Origin of the sequence: Aeromicrobium duanguangcaii (genome assembly GCF_024508295.1) — a bacterium.
Classification (GTDB): domain Bacteria; phylum Actinomycetota; class Actinomycetes; order Propionibacteriales; family Nocardioidaceae; genus Aeromicrobium; species Aeromicrobium duanguangcaii.
The window spans coordinates 1,424,147-1,444,072 of record NZ_CP101990.1 but is presented as its reverse complement, the minus strand read 5'-3'; the positions used below and the strand labels follow the sequence as shown (position 1 = coordinate 1,444,072).

Here is a 19,926-nt window from a genome sequence, read left to right as displayed (position 1 = left end):
CAAGACGGATGTGCGCAGACATGTCCCGAGGCCCAGGCTCAGTGGCGCGCCCGCATCTGCCGCAAGTCGCGCACTCCAGGATCTGCGTCTTACCGCCGCTATGGCAGCACCAACCGGCTCACCGACGTACAGCAACGGGCCGCGGCTCATGGTCCTGTGGTTCGAAGGCGCGCCGTACCGTCTCGCGGAGCAGATCGCGGCGCCGTTCGTGGACGGCGGCCGGCTCGTCCGCGGTCGCGGCGTAGACGTTGCTCACGGGTGACCACGCCATCGACATCGCGATCACCATCGCCATCACGTCGAACGGGTCAGCCCGGCCGGCGACGTCGCTGATGGCGCCTGACCGCTGTGCCGACGCGATCGCCGTGAGCTTGGGCTCATCGATGCTGTCGTCGCCCGTAAGGTGCCCCGTCGGCTGTCGTTCGAGCCGGGCCCAGGTCGCGAGCCGGATCAGGTCGGGGCGGTCGAGGTACTCGTCGTACAACCGCACCGCCCAGTCGGCGAGGTCGTCGGCGGAGATCGGTACGACCTCCATGATCCGCTCCAGCGACGCCGCGAAGACGGTGTCGAAGAGTTGGTCCTTGCTTCCGAAGTAGGAGTAGAGCTGGGCCTTGTTCGTGGCAGCGGCGGCGGCGATCCGGTCGACCCGAGCCCCGGCGATCCCGTGCCGGGCGAACTCGTCGGTCGCGGCCTCGAGGATTCGTTGGCGGGTGGCCTCACCCTTGCTCGTCAGGGAGGGACCCGCGGATCGTGGCGCGCTCACAGTCTGAGAGTACCAACCAGTCTGTTTGGCAACCGCGACTTCGTGTTGCTAACCTCCAGAGACAGACTAACCAGTTGGTTTTTAGGAGCGCGAGATGCGAAGCACCACCGCCTACCAGGCGACAACACCCGGCTCGACCCTTGAGCGGGTGACGATCGAGCGACGCGACCTGCGATCCGACGACGTGGCGGTGCGGGTGACGCACTGCGGGGTCTGCCACAGCGACTTGCACGCGCTCGGGGCCTCGGAGTCGAGTGCCTTTCCGGTCGTGCCCGGTCATGAGTTCGTCGGGGAGGTCACTGCTATCGGTGCCGCGGTGACGGCGTTCGCCGTCGGAGACCCGGTCGCGGTCGGCAACATCGTGGACTCCTGCGGCTCCTGCCCGATGTGCCGGGCCGGCCAGGAGAACTTCTGCCAGGAGTTCCCTACCCTCACCTACGGCGGACGCGATCGCCTCGACGGCACGTTGACCCACGGCGCGTACGCCGCGGAGTACGTCGTGCGCGATCGGTTCGTCTACCACCGTCCGCCCGGCCTGGACCCCGCCGCCGTCGCACCGCTGATGTGTGCCGGCATCACCGTCTGGGAGCCGCTACGCCGCTGGCAGGTCGGCCCCGGAACCCGGGTCGGCGTGGTCGGCCTGGGCGGGCTCGGCCACGTCGCGGTCAAGCTCGCGCACGCGCTCGGCGCCGAGGTCACGGTCTTCACCACCTCGCCGAGCAAGTCGGAGGACGCGCGCGAACTGGGCGCTCACCACGTCGTTGTCTCAACTGACGAGGCGGCGATGGCCGCAGTCGCCAACTCCCACGACCTGCTCATTGACACCGTCTCGGCCGCCCACGACCTGACGCCTTACCTTGCGACCGTCGCGCTCGACGGCACTCTGTGCTCCCTCGGACACCTCGGCACGGTGACCATCGAAACCATGGCGCTCCTGGTCGGTCGCAAGAGCCTGTCATCCGGCGGCAGCGGAGGCAGGCCAGCCACCCAGGACCTCCTCGACTTCTGCGGCCGACACGGCATCACTGCCGACGTCGAAGTGCTGCCGTCCAGCGCGGTCGCGACCGCGCTGGACCGGCTCGCCCGCAACGACGTCCGCTATCGATTCGTCCTGGACCTCACGGACCTCAGCTGAGACACAGCCGTCGATCCACTAGTCCCCTATCGGTACCGATCGCAGTCATAGCCCGCACACGCCGTGCCAGGCAAACATGTCTCCGGACCAACCCCGAAGCCGCGTCATGTCACCGCCAGTGACGCGCGGGAAGAGGAGGTTCCAGGGCACCCGGGTTGCGTGGCGTCTAGTCGCACCCAGTGCCGTCGCCGTCCCGGTCCAGCCGGTACGGATCGTTGCCGGTCACCGTGACGGGGTGGCCGATCTCGCCGCAGTCGAGGTCGTCAACGATCGGCAAGCATGGTGAGTACCCGGCCATGCAGTCCTTCGCTGGGGCCTTGGTCTTGCGGGGCTTCTGGACGAGGGGCACCGGTGCCGCAGACTTCCGGCAGCCCGGCTTGGCAGCCGACGCCAAGGCACGGTCGAGACGACGAGCCAGGTCCGGGTTCTCATGGCGGAACTGATCGAGGTAGCGGCCATCGCCGAGTCCGCTCTTGGCGAGCTCGACATTGAGCGACCTGCCCTTCGGGTCAAACACCTCCGCGACCTCGCGACCGTACGTGTCAGTCGCGTACGCATCGGCCGTGAATCCGTCGCTGAGGAAGTCGCGCGTGAAAGCGGTCGCCTCAGGGCCGCACTTCTCGTTCCGCTCCGGCGTGTTGACGAGCCCCAGGCGGTACTCCTTGCCATCTGATCCCACCCAGGAATCGCCGTCCTTCTGGTCCTTCATGACCAGAAGGACAACGGGCTCTTCCGCTGGTTCCTCGGTGGGCGTGGGAGACGGTTCGGGGCTGGGCGTGGTCTGCTCCGCCGTCGGAGCAGATTCGGTTGCCTGGACGGACTGCGGCTTGGGGTCGTCGGCGTTGTCCGGGGTGGCGGCAGCTCCGAGAGCCCCGATCCCGAGGAGGACCGCGCAGCCTGCCACCAGCCAGACCTTCCACCGACGAGCCCATGGAACCTTCGCTCTCGCCGAAGGGTTCTCGCGCGCAAGGCTCGTGGGTGTCTGCCGGTCTGCGCCCTGTGCGTACCGATAGTTGCTCGCCGTGTGATCGGTCCAGGCCGCACCGTCCCAGTAGCGCAGCTCGCCCTCCGCATCTGGATACCAGCCGGCAGGGGGCAGGGCGCCGTTCGTCATCAGGCGAGCGTCCCACGCGCGGCCGTCGATTGATGCCGAATTGACTGAGATGACGGCTCGCGGTCTGGTGCGTGAGCGGCGAGGCGGTGGCCCGGTTCCAAGATGATCGCTCGGGCACGGTGTCGGTGGCGGCCTTCCACAGTGCCGGGCTCGCGATCTTCGCGCCGCTGATCATGGCCCTCAACGGCGCCGACCAGCCGGACGTCCGGTTGACCGACTTCGACGTGGCCCAGGAGGACTTCCCCTCGAACAGGCCATCTCCCTGATCGCGGGCCTCGGCGGCAACGAGGTGCGCATCGAGCACCGGATCAACGAGTTCCAGGTGGCTGCCGCCGTCGTGTCAGCCGGCGACTGCGTCGCGCTGATGCCCCGATACACGAGCGACCTGAGCAGCCACCCGGGCCTGGTGCTGCGCCCGCTGGCCCATCCCGGCGTGGGTCGTTACATCGACTGCCTCGCTCGACCCGAGACGCTCGAGCGCGTCACCGTGCAGACGGTCCTGGCTGAGGTCAGGAACATCACGACGAGCCTCACCGAGCATCCCGCCGAGGGATAGGCGAGTGTCACGTCATCAGTTACAACGTGGGTATGGACCCTTTCACCATCACCGCCATCGGCTCGGTCCGCAACGACCGCACCGACGTCCAGCACTCAGACCAGTGGGGTGCGGTTCGCAGCACCATCACCGTCGATGAGCGGTTCGGCGACAGGTGCCTCCAAGGCCTGGAGGGGTTCTCGCACGTCGAGGTGCTCTTCATCTTCGACCAGTTCGAGGAGCTCGACGACTACCGCGAGCCGAAGCCCTATCGCGGGCGCACCGACCTGCCGGCACTCGGCGTCTTCGCAGGCCGCGCGCCCCGTCGGCCGAATCGCATCGGGGTGACCTGCTGCGTGATCGAGTCGGTCGACGGTCGCGAGCTGACCGTGATCGGCCTCGACGCCGTCGACGGCACCCCGGTCGTCGACCTCAAACCGGTGATGCGCGAGTTCCTCCCGACAGACGTGCGCCAACCCGAATGGGTTGGCGACGTCATGTCCGAGTACTTCGAGCCCTGAGGCGGTCTACACCTTCAGCCGGTCGACGGTCTTGGTGATCTTCTCGCCGTCCCTCTCCAGGAACACGATCTCGCCGAACTCCAACGTCGACCAGTCCTCGGTGCTCTCGGTCAGCGGCTCGGAGGCGAAGATGACCGAGGTCGCCTCGGCGTCGGTGGTCTCCTCGAAGTCGTACGTCGGACCGTCGTAGTCGAAGTTGCGACCCATCAGCAGGTACATCGGCTCCAGGAGCATCGAGAGGGCGTAGTCGTCCGTGCCCGGCCCGGACTTGCGCAGCTCGCGCCAGTCGCCTTCCGGATCAGGCTCTCCCTGGTGCCCGGTGCCGACGTTGACGCCGATGATCCGGTTCGGCGAGACCAGCGCCATCTTCAGCTTGGCCAGCGCCGGCAGATCGAGATCCTCCATCGCCTGCACGAGGAGTCGGATGACCTCCTCGAAGGCGCGCTTCACGTCCTCGTCGCTGTTGCTCTCGAGCACCGAGAGCAGGAGCACGTAGAGGAACTCCGTGTCCGTGGTGCCCACCATCTGCTCGAGGTACTCGTCCTTGCAGTGCTGCAGCAGCTCGCGCTGCAGGAGCTGCCAGTTCGGCACGTCGCCGTTCTGCGCGACGATCCACGGGGTTCCCTCGAAGGAGAACGGGTGGCAGTTCTCGTCGGCCAGCACGGTCTTGGCGTTGTAGTCCGCCGCCCTGACATGGGCGAGCATCGTGCTGACCTGGAGGCTGGGCACGATTCCGGCGACGTTGTCGTCGTAGAAGGCAGCCATCGGCCGGTGGTAGAGGAAGGGCTTGTCCGGCTTGAGCAGATGCTCGCCCCACGCCCCGAAGCCCCATCCGGCCAGTTGCAACTGCGGGTGGCGCTCCGGGTCGAGGGACTGGTTGATCAGGCTGTTCTCGGGCTTGATGAGCAGATCCTCAAGCGGAACTTCGGACCCGAGATAGGCGAGAACGCGGCACATGGGCTTCCTTCACTGGGGGGGTCGTGGGTACGCGACGTGGTGACGACGCGAGCCTCCCGAGCCTAGGGCCGATCCGCTGCGGCCGCTGAGGACGACAGACCCAGGGCCAGGTCACCGGTGATCAGGTCACCGGAGATCACGGGCTCGAACAGCGCGGCGGGGGTGGCTGCGGACGTCGCGGCGCCGGATGGCCACGAAGCCTCGGACGATGCTGAACACCACCCTCAGCTTCGCTTCGACGACAGGCATGCCCACACGCTGGTGGGCGAGTCCGGTCACTTGACCTCGCCATGGCGCAGGGACAGCAGTCCGAGGACGAGGGGCGTGACGATCCAGATCATCGTCGTCGAGGCGAGCATGGCCCACTCCTCAGCGGTGTTGGTGGTGCCCTCGAAGAGCGCCACCTGCGTCTCGTTCCAGTCGATCCACGGCTGCAGGTCCTCGAACCACGGGCGCACCTGTGCCAAGACGACGAGGATCCCCGACAGGACGAACGAGACGACGAAGTAGCCCACGATCGCGGCCGCGGAGTTGCGCAGGACCACGCCGAGGGTGAAGCCGATGCCCATGCCGACGAGGTTGCCGAGCACGATCTGGGGTGCGGCGGCAAGCGAGACATCCCAGACGGTGTCGACGCCGGCGAGTCCGGGTCCGACGAGGTTCCCGAGGGCACCCACCGCGAAGGCGACCACCATGGAGCCGACGCCCACCAGGAGCGCTGCGATCGCCTTGGCGCCGATCACGCGCCCGCGGCTCGGCACCAGGGTGAAGGTCGTGAGCCCACTGCGCTGGCTCCACTCGCTCGTGACGGCCAGGATCGCGATGATCGGCAGGATCACGGACATCGGGAACCCGATCGCGGTCCCGAAGCTCCAGTAGGTGATGTTGGCGTCAGGAGCGACGACGACGACCGCCACGGTGGAGCCGACCGCCAGGACGCCGATGCTGACGAGCAGCCAGAACCCCAAGCGGGTGTCGAACATCTTGCGCAACTCGACTCGGACGAGTCGAGTGATCGGGATGGTGATCGTGGTGGTCATGCTGCGACTCCTTCGCGCTGGGTGTCGGCGGTGAGCGACAGGAACATCTCTTCGAGACCGGCACCATCGGCCGATCGAAGCTCGGTCAGGGCGATGCCGGCGGTCAGGGCGACGGCTCCCACGCGTGCGGGGCCGGCTTCCGTGCGGACCGAGCCGTCGCCGGCGAGTGTGCTGGCGATCCCGGCCTGCTCGAGGGCGTGGGCGAGATCGAGGGGTGAGGTCGAGCGGGCGAGCGTCCCGGCCGCCGCGAGGAGTTCCTCCTTCGTACCGGACGCGACGATCCTGCCGTGGCCGATCACGACCAGGTCGTCGGCGATGACCTCGATCTCGTGGAGCAGGTGGGAGGACAGCAGCACGGTGCCGCCGCGGCCGGCGAAGTCCGTCAGCAGGTCGCGCATCCACCGGATCCCCGCGGGGTCGAGCCCATTGGCGGGCTCGTCGAGGATCAGCACCCGGGGATCCCCGAGCAGTGCGGTGGCGATGCCGAGGCGTTGACGCATCCCGAGGGAGTAGTGGCGCACGCGGCGCCGGGCCTCGGTGGGCGTCAGGCTCACCAGCTCGATCATCTCGTCGACGCGGGCTCGGGGCAGCCCCATCGTGTCGGCGGCGACGGCGAGGATCTCGCGTCCCGTGCGGCCGGCGTGCTGTGCCGAGGCGTCGAGGAGGACGCCGACCTCGAGCCCGGGGTTGGGCAGGTCGGTGAACCGGACCCCGTCGATGGTGGCCGAGCCGGACGTCGGGGCGGTCAGTCCCACCATGACGCGCATCGTGGTGGACTTGCCGGCGCCGTTCGGACCGAGGAATCCGGTCACGCGGCCGGGCTGGGCAGTGAAGGAGACGTCGTCGACGGCGGTGAAGCCGGCGTACCTCCGGGTCAGTGACTCGACAGTGATCATGGGTTCCACGCTCGCGGCAACGCGGCGGTCGCGGATCGGTCTGACGGCCCGTCCTGTCCTGACCGAAAGTACGAGGCCGGGCCCGGGTCGCGCCTACTCCCGGATCCGGCCGGTCTCGTACCCCCACATCGCGACCTCCACCCGGTTCCGGGCGCCGAGCTTGGCCATGAGGCTGCCGATGTGGGTCTTCACGGTGCTGAGGCTGATGTGCAGTTCGGCGGCGATCTCGGCGTTGGTACTGCCGCGCGCGAGGGTGAGCAGCACCTGCTCCTCGCGTTCGGTGAGCGGGTCGATGGGCTGCGCGGGAGGTGCTGCCCGACCCGTGCGCGCGAAGGTCGACAGCAGTCGGCGGGTGATGCTCGGCGAGATGAGCGAGTCCCCTCGGGTGGCCGCCCGGATCGCCTCGCCCAGCAGTTCGGGCCCGGCGTCCTTCAGCAGGAAGCCGGTGGCGCCGGCCGCCAGCGCACCGTGCACGTACTCGTCGAGGTCGAAGGTGGTGATCACGACGACCGCGACCGGATCCACGACGCCTGGCCCGGCCAGGAGGCGGGTCGCCTCGACGCCGTCGAGGACGGGCATCCGGATGTCCATCAGGCACACGTCGGGGCGCAGTTCGCGGGTCAGCCGGACCGCCTCCTGACCGTCGCGCGCCTCGCCCACGACCTCGATGCCCTCCAAGGTGCCCAGGATCAGCCGCAGCCCGGTCCGCACGAGATCCTGGTCATCGGCGACCAGCACCCGGATGCTCACGCCGGCACCTCCCGCGGCAGGGTGGCGCTGACGGCCCAGCCACGATGGGGGCAGGGTCCGGCCTGGCAGGCGCCGCCCAGGAGCAACGCGCGTTCCATCATCCCGGTGAGCCCGAACCCCGCATCGGGCACGGGGTCGGGTCCTCCCGGGTCGCCGTCGTCGCGGACCACGAGGCTCACCGTCGTCGGCTGGCCGATGACGCGCACCTCAATCAGTGTGGCGTTCCGGGCATGCCGCAGGGCGTTGGTGACCGCCTCCTGGGCGATCCGGAAGATGGCGGCGTCGATCGCCGCCGGGAGGGTGACCAGGTCGCCCGAGACCGTCACCTCCACCCGCGGCCCGGCGGGCGAGGCGCCGGACAACAGCTCGAGGTCTGCCACACCGCGTTGCGGCGCGTAGTCGGCGGGCGCCTCGTTGCGCAGGACGCGGACCATCGTCCGCATCTCGGCCAGGGTCCGCGACGCCTCCACCTCGATCACCTCCAGCGCTTCGAGTGACGCGGACGGACTGGTCGCCGCGAGGACTCGTCCAGCCTGGGCGTGGATGGCGATGGCCGAGACGTGGTGGGCCACCGTGTCGTGCAGCTCCCGGGCCAACAGGACCCTCTCCTGCGACTTCACCTGTTCCAGCCATCGCTCGCGGGCCCCGTGCTGGGCACGCACGGCCCAGCCCAGGGCGAACGCGGAGAACAGGACGGCGACCCCGCCGATCGCCTCCGCGAACCCGGTCCAGCCGACGACGATGGCCAGGGTGGCCGGAACGGCGATGATCGCCAGCCCCGCCACGACCTCGCGCCCTGAACCCCAGCGGAACAGGGAGTAGGCCAGCAGCAGCACGAAGAGCAAGGTGTTCACGTCGAGAGCCGGCGCACCTGCCACGAGCAAGGCGATGTCGACCAGCGCGATCACGCCGAAGACGGTCGCCACCACGGCCAGCGGATGGGTGCGTCGCCACAGCAGCAGCGGCGCCAGTGCGACCACCAGGATTACCGACAGCACCGGTAGCGGCATGTCCGTGCGCAGAACGCCCTCCAGCACCCCAGCGACCACCACGAGCGCCACCAGCGCCCAGTCGCGCCAGAGGCGCACCGGCGGGTCCGGAGGCCGGGGTTCCTCCAGGAAGGAGCGCAGCAGGTTGCTCACGCCCTCAGCGTAGAGAGGGAACGCCGTCAGCGGACCGTCCGAAAGTCTGATCCGGTCAATGTCGCTGGATGACCACGCCCGAGGTCGCCGCGCCTCACGCACGACTGAAAGAGTGGGACGCGTAGCGTCACATTTCTCGAGCGTCTGGACATTTCCTTCCTGAAGGACACCACCCGAAGGAGCACACATGCCCAGTACCGACCTCGACCACCTGCTGCGCCAGACGTCACCGGAGGTGCAGGTCCCCTCCGCCGCGGGTCCCGCCATGGCCGCGACCGCCCGATCGATCACGAACGGTGAGCGTCGACCGCTGCGCTCGACACGCCGCGCACGTCGCGTCGTGCTCGCCGGCGGTCTCGCGGCGGTCTGCGCCGGAACGGCGTGGCTGGGCACCACCGACCCGGGTTCCACACCCGAGACCGATGTGGTGCGTGCAACGGACCTCAGGTTGGTCGCCGAGAAGCTGGCCCCCTCGTCGCTCCCCCTGCCCGATGGAGTGACGATGGACGACGCGACGGCGCATGTCGCCGGCCTGCTCAAGGCGAACCCCGCTCTCGAGTCGAAGGGCTCCTACGTCCTCGACCGCGGCATCGTCGGTTCCGTCGGCTCCCAGCTGTCGGTTCCCGCCGAGGAGACGGGAGTCTCGGCCTCCTACGTCTTCTATGCGCGGTGCCAATGGCAGCGTGTGATGCTCGACGGTCAGGTCGATTCCGACACCGGCATGGCGGCGCTCGACCGACTCGCGGACTCCGCTGCCTTCGCCGCCGACGACATGGGCGTGCACGCGGTCGAGCACGAAGGAGTCGGAGCCGTACCCGCCGACACCGAAGCGGTGCGGCGCGACTTCGAGACCAACTGCTCGCACGGGTTCGGCGATGCGCCGGGGGCCCGCTGATGCGCAGCCGCGACCAGTTGGCCGCCAGGTTCGAAGGACTCGTCGAGCGCTATGGCGACCGCCTGCTCGCGTACCTCCTGCGGCGAGTGCCGGCCGAGGACGCCGCGGACGTCGCCGCCGACACCCTCATGACGGCGTGGCGGCGTGTCCGCGTGATGCCAGATGACGACGAGCAGGCGTTCTGGTGGCTTCTGTCCATCGGTCGCCGTTCAGCGGCGAACCATCGTCGCGGGATCGTCCGGCGCACCGCTTTGGGCGATCGCCTGCGGGCCCTGCCCACGTCGGCGATCGCACCCGCGCTCGACGACACGGGGCTGCTGATCCGACAGTTGCTGGATCGGTTGTCGGACGACGACCAGGAGTTGATCCGGCTCGTCTATTGGGACGACCTGCCGCTCCGAGCCGCCGCCACCGTGCTCGGCATCGGGGAGTCGGCCGCACGCAAGCGCCTGCAACGGGCCCGGGACACCCTGCGCGTCGCGCTGGACGGCACCCCTGACGAGGAGATGTCAAGGGTTCCGATTCGTCGGTGACGTCAGCCGAGGTCTGCCAGTAGCGCCACTTCTCCCGCGGCTCGGCGGCCAGGGCCACCCCGTCGAACTCGTCCCGGTCCGCCACGGTCATGGATCCGGGAGAATAGTCCACCGGCTGTACCAAACGTCGGACAGCAGGTGATCGGACCCCTAGCCTTGGCCGGTGACCCGACCTCCGCGCGCCATCAGCGTCCCTCGCACCACCATCGCGATCCTCGCCGCGCTCGCCGTCGCCCTCACGTGCCTCATCGCCGTCTCCGCGCCCGCCGAGGCGGCCCCGCAGCGGAAGGTCAGCCTCAAGACGTCGGCGACCACCGTCCACGTCGGCAGCAAGGTCTCGTTGTCGGGCAAGGTCACTCGCACCAAGAAGCGCATCAAGGTCAGAGTCCAGAAGCAGACCGGCAAGAAGTGGCGCACCGTCCGCACGGTGCGCACCCAGCGCACGGGCACCTACAAGCTCTCGATCACGCTCACGGCGGCGGGCCGGACGAAGTTCCGGGTCCTCGCCCCGAAGACCGGCCGACTGAAGGCCAAGGCCTCCAGGACCCGCACCGTCACGGCACGACCCAGGCCCAGGGCGACGCCGGCACCCAAGCCGCCCGCTCCCCAGCCCCGCACGACGCTGATCAGCCGGTCGCCGTCGGGCGCCGGCGCCGACGGGGGGTCAGGGTTTCCGGCCGTCGCCGCGGACGGCACCTGGACCGCCTACGTGTCCGACTCCTCGAACCTGGTGACCGGGGCGACCCAGGCGGCCGGCGACGTCTACGCGACCAACAACGCGACAGGCGCCACCGTCCGGGTCAGCCGTCCCCCGAGCGGGGGATACGGATCGGGCCGCTCCGAGGCGCCCTCCATCTCGGCGGACGGACGCTGGATCGCGTACCGGTCGAGAGCCATGGAGATGGCGGCAGGTGGCCGCGGTCCCGACCACTTCCAGGTGTTCCTGTGGGATCGCGAGAACCCCGACGCCACGCAGCTGATCAGTTCGAAGCAGCCGGGCTGGTCGTCGAGTCACGAGTCGGGAGTGCCCTCCATCTCCGATGACGGCAACCGCGTCGTGTGGAGCACCTCGGCCACCAACCTCGTCGATGAAGACACGGGAGGCCGGTCGAACGCGTTCCTGTGGACACGCGGCGAAGGCGTCACCGTGCTGACGCGCGCGTCGGGCGGTGGCAGCGCCGACGGGGACTCGGTCAACCCGGTGATCTCCGGCAACGGCCGGTTCGTCGCCTTCACCTCGTCGGCGACCAATCTCCTGGCGAGGGAGAGCTCCGCGACCCCCTCGGCCTACGTGATCGACCTGTCCGCTGCGACGACGAGCCCCGTCCTGGTCTCGCGGGCCGCCACCGGTGGCCAACCCGACGGGGATTCCGCGGCCGAGTCGCTCTCCGACGACGGTCGCTTCATCACCTTCAGCAGCAGCGCCGACGACATCTCAGCAGGTCACACCGGCGGACACCACGACGTCTTCGTGTGGGACCGGCTGGCTCCCTCCACGGCGGCCGTCCTGGTCTCCCGGCGGATGGGCGGCGGAGCGGCTGACGAACGGTCGAGGCATGGCGACATCTCGGGCGACGGACGCTACGTCTCGTACGTCAGCTGGGCCAGCGACATCGCCCCCGGCGACGAGAACGGGGCCAGCGACATCTTCCTCTGGGACCGCACCTCGCCCGCCGCCACCTCGTCACTGATCAGCGCGGGCGCCGCGGGGAAGGCGGGCAACCAGCAGTCCGGCTGGTACGCCCGCACCTCCCGCAACGGCCGCCACATCGTCTACACCAGCTACGCGACCGACTTGGTCAGCGGTGACGACAACCGACGTGAGGACGTCTTCCTCTGGGACCGCCGGCGCTGAGTCGGTGAGGTCCCGTCAACGGAACGCCCGAGGGCTCAGCGCGACGATCTGGCCGGTGCCGAACTGGCCGAAGAAGCTGCCGAGCGACCAGGCGGTGGAGTAGAGCTTTCCACCCGTCCAGACGATGCCGGTCGGCGTCGTGATCTGCGCGTAGGTGCGCTGACCGCGCGGGCTGACCTTCACGACCTGACCCACGGTCGAGGGATCGAAGTCCGGACCCGGCTCCGATGTCGGCTGGCCCTCGAGCGCCTCGGTCACGTAGACGGTTCCGTCGGGAGCGACCGCGACGCCGGTCGGCGAGGTGAAGCCGCCGATGACCTTCTTCACGGTGCCGCGACGGGCATCGAGGACGTAGACACGTCCTTGCCCGGGTGCCTCACCCGAGAGCGTCGAGACGTAGAGCGTGTTGCGAGGTCCGTACGCCAGTCCCGTCGGCACGGGGTCACAGCCCGTCGAGGCGGCGTCGTTGTTCGGTCGGCCCGCGCACGCACCGGTCGTGACGACCGGCGGGACGAAGAACGTCGACACCCGTCCGCTCGCGCTGACCCGCAGGACGACGTTCGCGCCGCCATCGGCCACCAGGACTCCCCCGCCCCGGGCGGCCAGCAGGCTGAACGGGTTGGACAGCGCATCGAGCGGCGCCCCGTCGGGTCCGAACTGCGTCTGACCGTCGGGGTTGTTCCTCAACTCGTACGCGAGCAGGTCGGCGAACTGGCTGATCCGACCCTTCGACGCCACCAGCACCGAGGACCCGGGATACGGCGACGGCGGCCGCGGCGGAGCATCCGGAGGTCCGCCCGCCTCGGCTGTCGCGATGAACACCCGGTTCCCGATCCGAACCGCGCCCGCCGCGGCACCTTCGCCCAAGCCGCTGACGAGTGTTCTCACCGATCCTCGCCGGTGCCGGTTGATCGCGATCACGCGACCGGCGTCGGCCTCCGTGACGATCAGATCTCGACCCGACGACGAGACCTGATAGGGACCGGCCAAGCCGCTGGCGACGACGGTGACGGGAGCAGGCGGGCGGTGCTTGCCGTGGGCTGACGCCGAGGGAGCCAGCCCCAGGGCCACGCCGGCTGCGATGCCGATGGCGGTGATCGTTCTGAAGGTGGTGCGCATCTCGAACACTCCGGTTCCAGAGGGGTTCCCGAGACGTGGACCCCATCACCGTAGGCAGGGTCGGGCCGCGCCCGGGACCACTCATCGGAGGGGTTCGGGCGGGTTCGTCGGACCTAGTTCCCTCAGCGACGCGGGTCGATGATGGTCATCCCCGCGAGCGTCGCGCCGTCGAAGACCGGCAGCAGCTCCGCCGCCTCGGCGAGCCCGATCGTCCGCTCGATCAGACGGTCGGGCCGCAGCGCACCGGACTCGATCAGCGCCATCATCCCCGGGTAGTCCGCCGCGGCCATGCCGTGACTGCCGAGCACGTCCAGCTCCCAGCCGATGACGCGGCCCATCGGCACGCGCGGGTTCCCGTCGAGCGCCGGCAGCAGGCCCACCTGGGCGAGGCGACCACGGCGGCGCAGGCTGAGGATCGCGTCGGCGCAGGTCTGCTCGCTGCCGACCGCGTCCACGGCGACGTGGCTGCCGCCGGTGAGCTCGGTGACCGCTGCGGGGATGTCGCGCCGGTCCGCCGGGAGCGTGTGCTCGGCACCGAGCTCGGCGGCGACGGCGAGTGCCTCGGCGTTCCGGTCCACCGCGATCACCCGGGCAGCCAGAGCGCGGGCGATCATGACCGAGCTGAGGCCCACTCCCCCGGCGCCGATCACCGTGACCCACTCACCCTCGGCGACGCGGGCCCGGCCGACCAGCGCCCGGTACGCGGTGGCGAACCGACAGCCCAGACTGGCGGCCGTCGCGAAGTCGACCGACTCCGGGATCGCCACCAGGTTGGTGTCGGCGGCGTGGACCGCGACGTACTCGGCGAACGAGCCCCAGTACGTGAAGCCCGGCTGCTCCTGGTCCGGGCACACCTGCGCGTCCCCGGCCAGGCACCACTCGCACGTGCCGCAGCCGGCCACGAACGGGACCGTGACCCGGTCGCCGACCTTCCACTGCGTGACGCCGGCACCGACCTCGCTGATCTCTCCGGCCAGCTCGTGACCCGGCACGTGCGGGAAGGCGACGCCGTCGTCGTGGCCCGCCCAGGCGTGCCAGTCGCTGCGGCACAGGCCCGTGGCGACCACCCGGACGACGACGCCACCGTCCGGGGCCGTCGGCTCGGGGACCTCGCGGATCTCCGGCTGAGACCGAGCGGAATCGAGGACGAGAGCGCGCATGCGCACATCGTGCCAAGGCGCCGGCAGCGACGGTCAGCCGAGGTCGGAGCGGTCGGCCGCGCCACGGCTCAACGCCAAGTGCCCGCCCAGCAGGCCCGCGCCCGCCACGACCACGTTCCCGGCCAGCCCGAGCGCGACACCGGGGCCGTGCCGTCCCCGGAACCGCGCGATGAGGGAGCCGGCGAACAGGAACGTCGCCACATCGGTCGCGAGGGAGTGCACGGCCCCGATCCGGCGGTCGTCACCCTCGAGCTCGGTCCAGTCCCCCGCCCCGGCGAGCGCCGTGGGCACCGAAGCCACCAGCCCGGCCGCCGCCAGCAGCGTCGCTGCACCACGGGCGTCCCGTCCGGCGAAGATGTCGAGCAGGGAGGCACTGAGCCAGCAGCCGGTCACCACGTCGGTCAGCGGCGGGTGCACCGAATGACCGAGCGCGTCGGTGTGCAGCGGACTGTCACGAGCCCAGTCGAGCAAGGGCCGGTACAACCTCTCCTGGGCGACCGCGAGCCGCTCCGAGGCGGGACTCTCACCCACCGCCTGGAACAGTCGTCGTGCAGACGCCGTCGTGGCCATGTCCTCACGGTAAGCCTGCGCGGAGGACCTTGACCAGACCCGCCGCTGCCCGCGTCAGTGGCCGACGGTGAACCGCTGACGCGAGTGCGCCGGCTTCTCGATCTCGTCGACGTACGCCAGCGCGAAGTCGCTGCCCGAGATCTCCGACGAGCCGTCCTCCTTCGTGACGAGGACGTCGCCGCCGGTGCGGTACGAGCCGGTGGTCTCGCCCGGCGAGTAGGAGCCGAACAGGGCAGCCGGGCTCACGTAGAACCAGTCGAGGTCCTCAGGCGCCTGACGCAGCGCCTCCAGCACCTCGGCGTGGGACAGCGCCTCGGGCTTCCAGTCCTCGTGGAAGTCCGGCGTGTCGACCAGGCGCGGGCCGTCGGGCGCGACCAGGGACGAGCCGGCGCCGCCGACGAACGACAGGCGGGCGCCGTTCTCGCGCGCGGCCTCGATCAGCTGCGGCACGTAGGAGACGAGCGGGGCGCCGTCGACATCGGCGCCGTGGACGGCCACGACCAGGACGTCGGCATCGGCGGCTGCGGTCGCCAGGACCTCCGGCGAGGCCAAGGAGCCGGTCCGGTACTCGACGCCCTCGAGCGGCTCTGATGGAGCGCTGCGGGTGTACGAGATGACCTCGTGACCGCGAGACGACGCCTCACGCGCGATGTTCCCGCCGGCGTAGCCGGTTCCTCCGAAGATGACCACTCGTGACATGTCGGACCTCCGCCGCGTGACCCCGGCTGGTCCGGGTGACACAGGTTCCAACCGGATGCCGTCGACGACCATTCCCCTGCGGTGACGCCGACCTACGCTGACGCCATGGGCCGCTGGCCGGGCTCAGCGATCGATCATCGACTGCATCTGCGCGGGATAGCGGTCCCCCATGACGCGCACCTGCTCCGCGACCTCGCGGAGCTCGGTCAGGTCTTCGGCCGAGAGGTCGACGCTCGCCGCGCCGATGTTCTCCGCCAGCCGATGCGGTTTCGTCGTCCCCGGGATCGGCACGATCCACGGACGCTGGGCCAGCAGCCACGCCAACGCGATCTGCGCCCGAGTGACGCCCTTGCGCTCCGCGATCGTCCCCAGCGCTTCGACCACCGCCTCGTTCGCTCGCCGCGACTCCTCGGAGTAGCGCGGCATCGTTCCGCGGTTGTCGCCCGTCCCGAACGTGGTGTCCGCCGTGATGGCGCCCGTGAGGAAGCCGCGCCCGAGCGGACTGAACGGGACCAGTCCGATCCCGAGCTCGTCCAGCACCGGCAGGATCGCGTCCTCGGGCTCGCGCCACCACAGCGAGTACTCGCTCTGCAGCACGGTCACGGGCTGCACCGCGTGCGCGCGGCGGATGTTCGCCACTCCGGCCTCCGAGAGCCCGAAGTAACGGACCTTGCCCTCCTCGATCAGCTCGCGCACGGCTCCGGCGACGTCCTCCATCGGCACGTCCGGATCCACCCGGTGTTGGTAGAACACGTCGATCCGATCGGTGCGCAGGCGCCGGAGCGACGACTCGGCCACCTGCCGGATGCGCTCCGGGCGGCTGTTCAACCCGTGCAGAGTGCCCTCGTCGTCGAGGTCGAAGCCGAACTTCGTGGCGATCACGACCCGGTCACGCACCGGTTCGAGTGCCTCGCCGACCAGCTCCTCGTTCGTGAACGGGCCGTAGACCTCGGCGGAGTCGAACAGGGTCACTCCCCGGTCCACGGCCTCGCGGAGCAGCGCCACCATCTCGGCGCGGTCCTTCGGGGGCCCGAGGTTTCCGGTCATCCCCATGCAGCCCAGGCCCACGGCCGAGACCTCCGGGCCGCTGCGTCCGAGCCGGCGCGTCCGCATCAGACGGCCGCGCTGTTCAGTCGCCGGACCAGCTCGGGGTCGTGATGGTCGACGATCACCGAGGACCCCGTGTCGAGGGTGGCGATCTGATCCATCTCACCGTCCGTCAGCTCGAAGTCGAAGATGTCGAGGTTCTCGGCCATCCGCTCGGGCCGCACGGACTTGGGAATGGCCACGGCTCCCCGCTGGATCAACCACCGCAGCACGACCTGCGCCACCGACTTCCCGTGCGCGTCCGCGATCCCCGTGAGGACCGGCTGCCCGAAGATGTCGTTCTTGCCCTCCGCGAGCGGTCCCCAGGACTCGATCTGCACGCCGTGCTCGGCCATCAGCTGCTGGTACTCGGCGCGCTGGAAGAACGGGTGCGTCTCGATCTGGTTCACGGCCGGCGTCACCTCGCTGTGGGCGATGAGGTCGACCAGCCGGTCGGGGTAGAAGTTGGAGACGCCGATCGCCCGGATCGCGCCCTCGCGGTACAGGTCCTGCATGGCCCGCCACGCGGAGTAGTAGTCGCCGAACGGCTGGTGGATCAGGTAGAGGTCGAGGCGCTCGAGACCCAGGCGCTCCATCGACCCCTCGAAGGCCGCCTTCACGACATCCTCGCCCGACCGCTGCTGGATCCACAGCTTCGTCGTGACGAACAGGTCCTCGCGGGGAATGCCGCTCGCGGCGATCGCCCGACCCACGGCCTCCTCGTTGGCGTACGCCGCGGCCGTGTCGAGGTGCCGGTACCCGGCCGCCAGCGCGTCGGCCACCACGCGCTGGGTGTCCTCCGGTGGGATCTGGAAGACCCCGAACCCCAGCTGGGGCATCTCGACGCCGTTGTCGAGGGTGACGTTCGGAACCGCGGGGTGGGTCATGGCGGGGCCTCTCTGCGACAGGCGCCCGCGGTGACGGGCGCCTGTCTCCACGCTACGTCCGATGCGACGGCGTGCGAGTCGGCCGTTCTCAGCCCCGCAGGCTCCGCATGAAGGCCGGGATCACGACGGCGGCGGCGAGCAGGTGCAGTCCGACCAGCGTGGCCGTGGTGGCTCCGTTCCCTCCGACCGTGAAGGGCGGGACCAAGGACACCGCTGTCAGCGTGACCGTGATCTGCAGGAACCGCCGGGCCGGGCGAGCACTCCACCGAGCCAGGGCGACCGCGAGGACGACACCCACCAGCGAGAAGCCGGCGGTCACGGTCGCGAAGGCACCGGTGGGGATGGACTCGCCGCCGTCGGGGATCTCGAAGTCGACACCCGTCGCCTTCGCGAGCGCGCCGCACGCGGTGGTCACGGCGGCGGCCCCGACGGTCGCAGCCAGTCCGGTCAGAGCCACTCGGCCGAGTCGGGGACGAGCGATGTCCACGCTGCTCATGCGTTCGCCTCCAGTCGCTCCGGCAGGCCCAGCCGCGGGAACTGGTCGCTGTGGAAGATGACGATCTCGGTGATCGTCCCGCCCTCGATGCGCAGGACGTCGATCGTCAGCGGCAGGTACGCCTGCTCCTTCTCCTCCCAGATGTACGCGGCGAGGCCGGGCTGCCGGTTCGCCGAGATCGGGAGCACGCGCAGACCCGTCATGGTCTCGAAGCCGGACTGCACCCAGTCGTCCACCACGGCGTCGCGACCCACCAGCACACCGGGCGTGGGCGGCATCGCGAACCGCACCTCGTCACTCAGCATCGCGGCGAGCGCGTCGATGTCCGCGGCGATGGACGCCTCGGTGTATCGCCGCACCAGCTCGAGTGTCTGGGGGTCCTCGTCGCCCCCGGTCCAGTCCTGGCGCTCGGCGGGCAGGTGCTCGCGCAGGCCGGCGCGGGCCCGCTGCAGCGCACTGTTCACGGAGTTGACCGAGTCGCCCAACAGGTCGGCGACGTCCTTCGCCGGCCAGCCGATGACGTCCCGCAGGATCAGCGCCGCACGCGGTCGGGGCGCGAGGTGCTGCAGCGCGACCAGGTACGCCAGCTCGATCGTCTCGCGGGCGACGGCGGCGGACTCGGGATCATCGGTGTCCTCGGCACGCAGCTCGTCCAGCAACCGGTCGGGGTAGGGCTGAAGCCACAGCACCTCGCCGCCGGTCGCCGGCTCCGGCCGCTTCTTCGCCAGCAGGTCCAGGCTGGCGTTCGTCGCGATCTTGTAGAGCCAGGCCTGGAAGGACGAGCGGCCCTCGAAGGTCTCGCGCCGCCGCCAGGCCCGCAGGAACGTCTCCTGCACCGCGTCCTCGGCATCCTCGAACGAGCCGAGCATCCGGTAGCAGTGCACGTGCAGCTCGCGCCGGTGCGGCTCGGTCATCGCCGAGAACGTCGGCTCGTCGACGCCGGTCATGTCGCCCCGCTCCCCCACTGGTGTGTCCACGCTCATGGTCATCCTCTTCCGTCGGTTCGTGTCCTGTCACACGTATGACGGCTGGGAGCGCGAGAACTCATCACTCGGGCGGAGGTGCGGGGCGCCGAGCCCCGGGTCAGTGGTCGCGCAGGACCTTCAGCGTCTCCTCGTACATGCGTGCCTTGATGGTGCCGAGGGTGTCGCCGGTCTTGCCGGCGTTCGCCGTGGCGATCTCGAGCGCCGTGGGAAGCACCGCGTCCTCCGAGACGGCTCGATCGACGATCGCGAGGTCACGCGCGTCGGCCCCGCCGTAGCGGCGACCGGTCGTCATCGACTCGTGGGCGACCTGCGGGGCGAGGCGCGCAGTGATGAGCGCGTTCATGCCGGGCGTGAACGGGATGTGGATGTCCACCTCGGGCAGGCACCAGAAGCCGCGGTCGTCGCGCATCACCCGGAAGTCGTGAGCCAGCGTCAGCATCGCGCCGGCGGCGAAGGCGTGACCCTGGATGGCGGCCACCGTGATGAGGGGCAGACCCAGCACGCGGGCGAACAGCCCCTCGACGGCGGCGACGTACTCGCCCATCTGGTCGGCGTGGCTGCCGAGCCACTCCAGGTCCAGACCGTTCGAGAAGAACTTGCCGGTTGCCGTGGTGACGAGGGCCTTGGCGCCCTCGGTCTTCTCGACCTCGTCGAGCGCGGCGTCGACCGCGGCGACCCAGTCGGGGTGGAAGCGGTTCTCTCCGTCACCGAGGTTCAGGACGAAGACGTCGTCACGGCGGTCGAGGTGGGGGGCGGCTTGGCTCACATCGGGTCCTTCGGTCGGCGG

Annotated in this window: 23 protein-coding genes; 7 read left to right on the top strand and 16 right to left on the bottom strand. The window is 70.0% G+C overall.

Annotated features, from left to right (window positions below):
- Positions 1-118: 118 nt before the first annotated feature.
- Positions 119-763, bottom strand: a complete 645-nt coding sequence (locus NP095_RS07250) for a TetR/AcrR family transcriptional regulator (protein ID WP_232416599.1) — start codon at positions 761-763, stop codon at positions 119-121.
- 94 nt (positions 764-857) lie between these two features.
- Here NP095_RS07250 and NP095_RS07245 point away from each other — a divergent pair, with 94 nt between their 5' ends.
- Complete coding sequence (locus tag NP095_RS07245; RefSeq protein ID WP_256766133.1) at positions 858-1,898, top strand: NAD(P)-dependent alcohol dehydrogenase; 1,041 nt, start codon at positions 858-860, stop codon at positions 1,896-1,898.
- Positions 1,899-2,064: 166 nt separating this feature from the next.
- Here the strand turns inward: NP095_RS07245 and NP095_RS07240 are convergent, their stop codons facing one another.
- Entirely contained in the window at positions 2,065-3,012 is a 948-nt protein-coding gene (locus tag NP095_RS07240) for a DUF2510 domain-containing protein (protein ID WP_232416614.1), read from the bottom strand.
- 71 nt (positions 3,013-3,083) lie between these two features.
- Between NP095_RS07240 and NP095_RS07235 the strand changes: the two genes are divergently transcribed.
- From NP095_RS07235 to NP095_RS07225, 3 genes are read left to right on the top strand one after another with little or no spacing between them, the layout of a single operon-like run.
- Positions 3,084-3,278, top strand: a complete 195-nt coding sequence (locus NP095_RS07235; protein ID WP_232416615.1) for a hypothetical protein — start codon at positions 3,084-3,086, stop codon at positions 3,276-3,278.
- A 23-nt stretch (positions 3,279-3,301) separates the two neighbouring features.
- On the top strand, positions 3,302-3,568 hold the full coding sequence (locus NP095_RS07230; RefSeq protein WP_232416616.1) for a LysR substrate-binding domain-containing protein: 267 nt from the start codon (positions 3,302-3,304) through the stop codon (positions 3,566-3,568).
- A gap of 32 nt (positions 3,569-3,600) precedes the next feature.
- Positions 3,601-4,068: an SAM-dependent methyltransferase gene (locus tag NP095_RS07225; RefSeq protein ID WP_232416618.1), complete on the top strand. Its 468-nt coding sequence runs from the start codon at positions 3,601-3,603 to the stop codon at positions 4,066-4,068.
- Between the two features lie 6 nt (positions 4,069-4,074).
- Here the strand turns inward: NP095_RS07225 and NP095_RS07220 are convergent, their stop codons facing one another.
- The 5 genes from NP095_RS07220 to NP095_RS07200 all read right to left on the bottom strand — a co-directional run bounded on the left by NP095_RS07220 (position 4,075) and on the right by NP095_RS07200 (position 8,853).
- Entirely contained in the window at positions 4,075-5,025 is a 951-nt protein-coding gene (locus NP095_RS07220) for a class II glutamine amidotransferase (protein ID WP_232416619.1), read from the bottom strand.
- Between the two features lie 275 nt (positions 5,026-5,300).
- Positions 5,301-6,065: an ABC transporter permease gene (locus NP095_RS07215; RefSeq protein WP_232416621.1), complete on the bottom strand. Its 765-nt coding sequence runs from the start codon at positions 6,063-6,065 to the stop codon at positions 5,301-5,303.
- Positions 6,062-6,961 carry an ABC transporter ATP-binding protein gene (locus NP095_RS07210; RefSeq protein WP_232416623.1) on the bottom strand — a complete coding sequence of 300 codons (900 nt, stop codon included), beginning with the start codon at positions 6,959-6,961 and terminating at the stop codon, positions 6,062-6,064. The genes NP095_RS07215 and NP095_RS07210 overlap by 4 nt, the downstream gene beginning before the upstream one ends.
- 93 nt (positions 6,962-7,054) lie before the next feature.
- On the bottom strand, positions 7,055-7,711 hold the full coding sequence (locus tag NP095_RS07205; protein ID WP_232416625.1) for a response regulator: 657 nt from the start codon (positions 7,709-7,711) through the stop codon (positions 7,055-7,057).
- Positions 7,708-8,853: a sensor histidine kinase gene (locus tag NP095_RS07200; protein ID WP_232416627.1), complete on the bottom strand. Its 1,146-nt coding sequence runs from the start codon at positions 8,851-8,853 to the stop codon at positions 7,708-7,710. Before NP095_RS07200 ends, NP095_RS07205 begins: the two co-directional genes overlap by 4 nt.
- Positions 8,854-9,040: 187 nt before the next feature.
- Here NP095_RS07200 and NP095_RS07195 point away from each other — a divergent pair, with 187 nt between their 5' ends.
- From NP095_RS07195 to NP095_RS07185, 3 genes are all read left to right on the top strand, one after another.
- The gene (locus NP095_RS07195; protein WP_232416629.1) at positions 9,041-9,748 is read left to right on the top strand and encodes a hypothetical protein; all 708 of its coding nucleotides are present in this window, start codon (positions 9,041-9,043) and stop codon (positions 9,746-9,748) included.
- Positions 9,748-10,281, top strand: coding sequence for an RNA polymerase sigma factor (locus NP095_RS07190; RefSeq protein ID WP_232416630.1), 534 nt, complete (start codon positions 9,748-9,750; stop codon positions 10,279-10,281). Before NP095_RS07195 ends, NP095_RS07190 begins: the two co-directional genes overlap by 1 nt.
- 163 nt (positions 10,282-10,444) lie before the next feature.
- Positions 10,445-12,136, top strand: coding sequence for a TolB-like translocation protein (locus NP095_RS07185; RefSeq protein WP_232416631.1), 1,692 nt, complete (start codon positions 10,445-10,447; stop codon positions 12,134-12,136).
- A gap of 15 nt (positions 12,137-12,151) precedes the next feature.
- Here the strand turns inward: NP095_RS07185 and NP095_RS07180 are convergent, their stop codons facing one another.
- The 9 genes from NP095_RS07180 to NP095_RS07140 all read right to left on the bottom strand — a co-directional run bounded on the left by NP095_RS07180 (position 12,152) and on the right by NP095_RS07140 (position 19,905).
- Positions 12,152-13,255, bottom strand: coding sequence for a ScyD/ScyE family protein (locus tag NP095_RS07180; RefSeq protein ID WP_232416633.1), 1,104 nt, complete (start codon positions 13,253-13,255; stop codon positions 12,152-12,154).
- A 122-nt stretch (positions 13,256-13,377) separates the two neighbouring features.
- Entirely contained in the window at positions 13,378-14,415 is a 1,038-nt protein-coding gene (locus NP095_RS07175; RefSeq protein WP_232416634.1) for a zinc-dependent alcohol dehydrogenase family protein, read from the bottom strand.
- Between the two features lie 33 nt (positions 14,416-14,448).
- Positions 14,449-14,985, bottom strand: a complete 537-nt coding sequence (locus tag NP095_RS07170) for a hypothetical protein (RefSeq protein ID WP_232416635.1) — start codon at positions 14,983-14,985, stop codon at positions 14,449-14,451.
- Positions 14,986-15,039: 54 nt separating this feature from the next.
- Positions 15,040-15,684, bottom strand: a complete 645-nt coding sequence (locus NP095_RS07165) for an NAD(P)-dependent oxidoreductase (protein WP_232416637.1) — start codon at positions 15,682-15,684, stop codon at positions 15,040-15,042.
- A 123-nt stretch (positions 15,685-15,807) separates the two neighbouring features.
- Positions 15,808-16,797 (bottom strand): aldo/keto reductase, encoded by a 990-nt coding sequence (locus NP095_RS07160; protein ID WP_232416639.1) that lies wholly within the window; start codon positions 16,795-16,797, stop codon positions 15,808-15,810.
- Complete coding sequence (locus NP095_RS07155) at positions 16,797-17,657, bottom strand: aldo/keto reductase (RefSeq protein ID WP_232416640.1); 861 nt, start codon at positions 17,655-17,657, stop codon at positions 16,797-16,799. The genes NP095_RS07160 and NP095_RS07155 overlap by 1 nt, the downstream gene beginning before the upstream one ends.
- Positions 17,658-17,745: 88 nt before the next feature.
- Complete coding sequence (locus tag NP095_RS07150) at positions 17,746-18,153, bottom strand: DUF6069 family protein (protein ID WP_232416641.1); 408 nt, start codon at positions 18,151-18,153, stop codon at positions 17,746-17,748.
- Positions 18,150-19,136 carry an RNA polymerase subunit sigma-70 gene (locus tag NP095_RS07145; RefSeq protein WP_232416642.1) on the bottom strand — a complete coding sequence of 329 codons (987 nt, stop codon included), beginning with the start codon at positions 19,134-19,136 and terminating at the stop codon, positions 18,150-18,152. The genes NP095_RS07150 and NP095_RS07145 overlap by 4 nt, the downstream gene beginning before the upstream one ends.
- A 100-nt stretch (positions 19,137-19,236) precedes the next feature.
- Complete coding sequence (locus tag NP095_RS07140) at positions 19,237-19,905, bottom strand: enoyl-CoA hydratase-related protein (RefSeq protein WP_232416644.1); 669 nt, start codon at positions 19,903-19,905, stop codon at positions 19,237-19,239.
- Positions 19,906-19,926: the final 21 nt, after the last annotated feature.